6 protein-coding genes are annotated in these 5,501 nt (G+C 39.8%); 4 read left to right on the forward strand and 2 right to left on the reverse strand.

All coding sequences use genetic code 11. The annotated features are described in order from the left end of the window. Positions 1 to 144 precede the first annotated feature (144 nt). Positions 145 to 273, reverse strand: a complete 129-nt coding sequence (locus tag PX482_RS12755; protein WP_256378307.1) for a hypothetical protein — start codon at positions 271 to 273, stop codon at positions 145 to 147. A 175-nt stretch (positions 274 to 448) separates the two neighbouring features. Continuing rightward, positions 449 to 988 carry a DUF3782 domain-containing protein gene (locus PX482_RS12760; RefSeq protein WP_002759366.1) on the reverse strand — a complete coding sequence of 180 codons (540 nt, stop codon included), beginning with the start codon at positions 986 to 988 and terminating at the stop codon, positions 449 to 451. Positions 989 to 1,485: 497 nt separating this feature from the next. Between PX482_RS12760 and PX482_RS12765 the strand changes: the two genes are divergently transcribed. The 4 genes from PX482_RS12765 (at position 1,486) to PX482_RS12780 (ending at position 5,157) form a co-directional block, all read left to right on the forward strand. Next, a complete protein-coding gene (locus PX482_RS12765; RefSeq protein WP_288096149.1) occupies positions 1,486 to 2,793 on the forward strand; it encodes a hypothetical protein in 1,308 nt (435 codons plus the stop codon). A gap of 236 nt (positions 2,794 to 3,029) precedes the next feature. Beyond that, entirely contained in the window at positions 3,030 to 3,257 is a 228-nt protein-coding gene (locus tag PX482_RS12770; RefSeq protein ID WP_002759371.1) for a hypothetical protein, read from the forward strand. Positions 3,258 to 3,627: 370 nt separating this feature from the next. After that, positions 3,628 to 4,395, forward strand: a complete 768-nt coding sequence (locus PX482_RS12775) for a biotin/lipoyl-binding protein (protein WP_223212998.1) — start codon at positions 3,628 to 3,630, stop codon at positions 4,393 to 4,395. Positions 4,396 to 4,716: 321 nt separating this feature from the next. Further along, positions 4,717 to 5,157 (forward strand): hypothetical protein, encoded by a 441-nt coding sequence (locus PX482_RS12780; protein WP_288122516.1) that lies wholly within the window; start codon positions 4,717 to 4,719, stop codon positions 5,155 to 5,157. The last annotated feature ends 344 nt before the right edge of the window (positions 5,158 to 5,501 follow it).

Consider the following 5,501-nt stretch of genomic DNA (forward strand, 5'->3'; position numbering starts at 1 on the left):
AGAAAAGTCATGATCAAGCTAGAGGTTTAAAGACTGAGCGGGTTCCAATTATTTTTATTAATAAATATTTTACACAATTCATACCAGGTAAGCAAGAGGGCTACGCCACTACTACCGAATCATTACCAAGCGAGTTTTGATCTTTTACCATAAAACAGGAATCTTAGCCAAAGCTTCAGCCGTAAAGCGTTTCGCTAAATCTCCCGTCCCAGACTTCACAAACTCTTGTACTGCTAAGGTGATAAGTAAACCTGCTGTTAATGGCTCAGTCATTTTTAAATTTTCCTCTAATAGTAATTCAAATTGGGTTTGAGACTCTAAACGTTTGGAGAAAAATAAAATCTCTAAATTTTCAATCTCTTCACTCTCATGGCTCTCTTGGATCTGGTGGGTAAAATGTATTCTAAGATACAGTCTTGCGGGCGAGGGGGTGGAACGAAAGCTAAACCTACCAAACCCGGGGCGTAAACTCCGCATCATTTAAAATTATTACATTTTCCCCTGACTGCACCAACACAAATAAACCCTGACGACAAGCGTAACTCGCCACCTCATTGGGAACAATCATCGCTGCCACCGCTCCCAAAGCCTTTACATCTCGAAAACGAGGCATTAACCGCTTAAACTTGGCCAAACGTTGTAAATGCTCATCCACATCCCTTTGAGTTAACTTACTTTTGACCTCCACTAAAATGGCATCGGTATCATTTACTACCAATAGATCAATCTCTAAACCCTCATTATCCCGTTTTACCGAAATGCCAGGGTGAAACTCATGCACATCAATACCCCGCTCCTGAAACAGACGCACCACCGCAGGACGCACTTGCCACTCGACAAATTCTCCTAAACGATTGCCCAACTCCCCAATCTGCTGACTAACCCTGTTAATTTGCTTATCTGTTTCTTTTTGAGCTTGGGATAACTCTTGTTGGGATTGGGCCAATTCCTTTAGTATTTCCCGAATGTCTTCAATAGTAGCTGTCATAATGAATTTTCTCAAGTTAAAATGAAATTTTCTCTATTATAGCCCGATCGCTTTTTCTCCCTTGAAGTAACTGTTCAGGGGGTAGGGTTGATTCATGAATCAACCCTACAATGAATCAACCCTAGTTCAGGGGGGGACAAAATCTGATAATCTAAAAAGACGTAGAAAAGAGCGGCTACTGTGAGAGAGTAGTATCCATGCCTCTAGGAAAGGCAGTTCTTCTCCCTCTCTGCTGCCCCTGGAGAGTCCTTCCACAGAGTCAATGCCACTGGCGGCTTGACATCCCCCCCCCCTGAACGGTTACAATAAACTTAAGAGTTATTCCTTCTGTTCTTCAGGGGGATTTTTGAGGAGTTCACAAAGTTGGGAGGTCTGGTGGCATTGAGGGGAGGGATGCCAAGCAATGCTCTTTTATTCAGCGTGTTGGCGGTATTCCTCTAACATTCGGGTCAGTTCTCCTACTAGCGGTTTGTTTTGTGTTATTTTTTTGTAAAAAATTGTTACAAAAGTTACCAGTAAACGGAATTATGCTAGAAACCAAAACAATAGAGACAGACAAAAAAAATAAAGCTATTAAATTAATTATGAAGGGATTAAGTATTCAATGGCTTCCCTTGATAACTATTGTGGTACTTTCAAAGGCTAAGATTATTCCTGATAAATCACCCTTATTAGGCGTGTTAGCATTTATTGTATTAGGATTATTAATATATGGATATTTTCCTTTTGTTAAGGGTTGTTCTCGTTACATTCAAAGTAAAGGATACTCACCTAGTTGGGGGATAGTAGGATTACTTAGTTTTGTTGGCTTATTTCTTTTATCGGCAATTACTCCTAAAAATACCGTTATATCCTCAGAAGATTTATCTGAAGAACAGTCAACGACTACTCCTTTTGAAAAAATTAACCTTGTAGAAATTTTTTTATTCTACAGCATAGGTTTACTATACACAATGGTGATCTGTGCAATGCCACTTTTTAAACTTAATAATTGGGACTATACGGGATTTTTCAACGAAACAAGTGGACAAAGAACAATTTTCTTCGCATTCTACATCTTTCTGTGGTTATTGTTAGTTATAAGAGATTTAAAAATAGCAGATTTTAAACTCAAAGATTTTATTCCTAATCTGAAAATCTCTTGGCGAATAATTACTGAAATAGCGATTATCTACACTACTTTTTCGATCTCATTGGGTAGGTTAATTTATTATAGTTTTTCTTTAATATTGCCTGACCATTTTTCTTTAATATTGCCTGACCATATGGAAAAAATAATTAATCAATATAATCCTCAAGATTTTGGAATGTTTTTACTTGATTTTTTAATTGACATTTTAATAACGTATCCATTCCATATTTTTTTATTTCAAGGAATTTTATTACAAAAAATATCTCTTAAAGTGGGAAATAAAAAAGCTATTTTAGTGATACTTCTTATATTTTTTATATTGTGGCTTCCTACGTTTAAGCCCAATTTCCTAGTTAGTTTGTTTTACATATTGATCTTATCCATTTTATTGTTTAAAACTGCCAATTTATTAGATATATTTGTTTTTGGGGCAATTACAACCCTAATGTCTAATATGTTATGGTTTATTTTTTATGCTCAAAACTTCAACTTTCCCTATCTTTCAATTCTTGAGTATAGGAAAATAAATGAACCTTTTTTAGTTCTATACTCAATTTTAGGAGTTATATCTTGCATCTTTTTAGTTAAGTTTATTCGTAATAACTTTCCTAAAGAAAATGACAAAATTCCTTATTTAAAAAATAGAGAAAAGTTATTAAGTCAGCAATTCTAAATTTGCGCTGTAGCAAAGGTTTCAGGTTTTAGTTCACATAATACGGGCTAAAATTTAATGGGATTAACGATTCTATTTCACAAGACTTCAGGTTTTTAGCATGATAGTACACATGGAATTGCCCCAAAAACCGCCTTTAAAATGTTGGTAACCGTTCAGGGGGGGACGAAATCTGGTAATCTAAGGGGCATGGATGAGAAGCACCAACGGTTGATACCAGGAATTGGTGCAGGGGATTGGGAAAGAACGACCGCCAACGTCAGACAGCTAGTAGTGCAGTTAGGTTTGAAGATAGAACAGCTAGAGCAACGGTGCTGTGGCGGCGCACTAGCTTTGGTTCTCAAAGTGAGGCGGGTAGTGTTTTTGTGGCGCGGATGCTGACGTTAGTTAGCAAAGGCAGTTCTTCTCCTTCTCTGCTACCCCAGGAGAGTTCTTCCACTGAGTCAATGCCACTGGCGGCTTGACATCCCCCCCCCTGAACGGTCACAATGAGACTATACGCCTTATGTAAGTTAAAAGCTGGAATGGTGTAAACTCGTTCGATAGATTATCTCTCTAGTCGGAGTGTTGGACTCAAACACTTGATCCCTAATTAGGTTGTTTTAGGTCACATCAAGAGTAATACTTTATTAGGTTTCTTACAGGAAATTTTAAAGGTTTGAGCCTTCGGTAAATCTTTCGAGGTAGCCTAGTTATCTTATGTCAAAAATAGCTTGAGCGATTTTTTCAGAGGATTTTCCTGGTCTAAAGTAATATCCTCTGAATGCTTATAATGTTACAAATTAAGTGATTTTTACTCATTTCAGTACAATGGCAAAGAATCAAGCCGAATCTATGTCTGATCAGAATCATCAGCAGCCAGATATGGGTGCGAAGAAAACAACACAGGCTAGGATAGAACATCAGGATAATAATCAAATAAAAACGGGAATTGATCCTAAAATTAATTCGGAAAAAACGTTTAAATATTCGGAGCCAACAGGAAGATTAGGGGAGATAATCCTGCGCTTAATGCCGGTCGGTCTTTTGCTCGGAGGACTGAGTTATTGGGCGATAGTTGGCAAGATTCCGACTCCTATTCAAGGACGAGCGGTCATTTTGATTCCTCGTTCTATTGTTAATATCGAACCCCGTCAAGGTGGGCGGGTGTTAACCCTCCTGATTCAACCGGGAGATTCTGTCAAAAAAGGGCAATTACTGGCAACTTTAGAGTTTCCTGAATTAGAAACAGAATTAAAGGATAAAAAGGATAGACTAGCAGCTCTCAAGCAGCAGGATAAAAGAGTTGACTCTATTGAAGTGAGTCGTCGCCAATTGAATGCAGCCTCAATAGATCGCCAGCAAAAGGCGAATCAGCTTCAGATTAAAGCACTTCAAGTTCAATTATCCAGTAATCAAAAACAGCGAGAGGCTTATCTCTCCCATGCTCGATACCTTAAAAATTTCCAGAACTCAACGGATCAAAGACTAGCCGCCTACGATAAACTTATCGAAGAGGGGGCTGTCGCCAAGCTAGATTTTCCCTCCTATTTGTTTCAGTTCAATAATCTAGAGGCTTCTAATAGTATCAATCGCGTCCAAATAGAACTCGGTCTCGCGTAGCGAGCGCGTTGCGACCGCCTGAAGGGGGTTGATGAAAGCCTGCCAGTAGTTGAACACGGGCGGCACAGAATAATATACTAAACACAGAAAAACGGCAAATAGACCTCCAAGATACAGCCAGTGATATTCTTCGTTACAATGCGATCGCTGACCAGCAACGAGAGATTAATACGTTAAAAACCACTATTCAAGCCAACAAAAATGTAGTGAGTCTGTACAACGGCCAGATTTTAGACTTATCTGTTAATCCGGGGGAAGTTCTGGCTCCGGGGGGGGCGCATCGGTACGTTAGAAGTCTCCAATCTAAAGGCCAAGACCAACGTGGTGGCATTGTTTAAGAGTGGTGATGCCAAACGATTAGAACCGGGCAAGGAAGTAGAAGTCGTTCCCGATCTCTATGATCGCGAACGCTATGGGGGTATCGTTGCTAAGGTAATTACCGTCGATCAGCAGCCGGTAACTGTGGCAGAACTGGCAAATATAGTCGGAAGTAATGAACTCGCCAGCAAGCTGTTTCTGGGTAGAGATGAAGACGATCGCGATAAGCCTATACCCGTCAATGCAAGTGTTATCAAAGCCACTTTAGCGCTGAAGGTCGATCGCAATACACCGAGTGGTTTTTACTGGACTCAAGCTAAGGGAGCGCCCCAAAGAATTACCAACGGGACTACCGCAGATGTCCATGCTGTGGTAGAAGAGCGTTCTTTAGTGAGTTACATAACCCCTGCTTTTCGCTGGGTTACAGGGGTGTACGACCGTTAACCACAAAATGCGATTGATCTGCTACGCAGTGCCTTCGGCATCGTAAGTAGCTGAAAGAAACAACGACTGGAATAAACGGTTAAACCTAATATGGAAAATCCGAAAAGACGTTCTCAATGGTGGACTTGGTGGTTTAAGTGGTGGATTAGGGACTTGCGTATTAATAAATTACCATCTAGACTAGAGAAGCAACTTGTTACTCCCACTCTCAACTATGGTAACTGAACTGACTGAAAAAATCAAATCAAGCTTGAAAGATGCGGCAAAAAAGCTGACAGGTTTTAAGAAAAGGGCTTTTATGGCGCAAGTAACTATAGACTATTTTAACTCTTCGCCGCGCCGGG

The sequence above is a fragment of the Microcystis sp. M53602_WE12 genome (assembly GCF_030065455.1).
Classification (GTDB): Bacteria; Cyanobacteriota; Cyanobacteriia; order Cyanobacteriales; family Microcystaceae; genus Microcystis; species Microcystis aeruginosa.

Excerpts from the sequence above, each read along its gene's own strand:
- PX482_RS12755 (WP_256378307.1), bottom strand. The coding sequence starts at position 273 with ATGACTGAGCCATTAACAGCAGGTTTACTTATCACCTTAGCAGTACAA.
- PX482_RS12760 (WP_002759366.1), bottom strand. The coding sequence starts at position 988 with ATGACAGCTACTATTGAAGACATTCGGGAAATACTAAAGGAATTGGCC.
- PX482_RS12775 (WP_223212998.1), top strand. The coding sequence starts at position 3,628 with ATGTCTGATCAGAATCATCAGCAGCCAGATATGGGTGCGAAGAAAACA.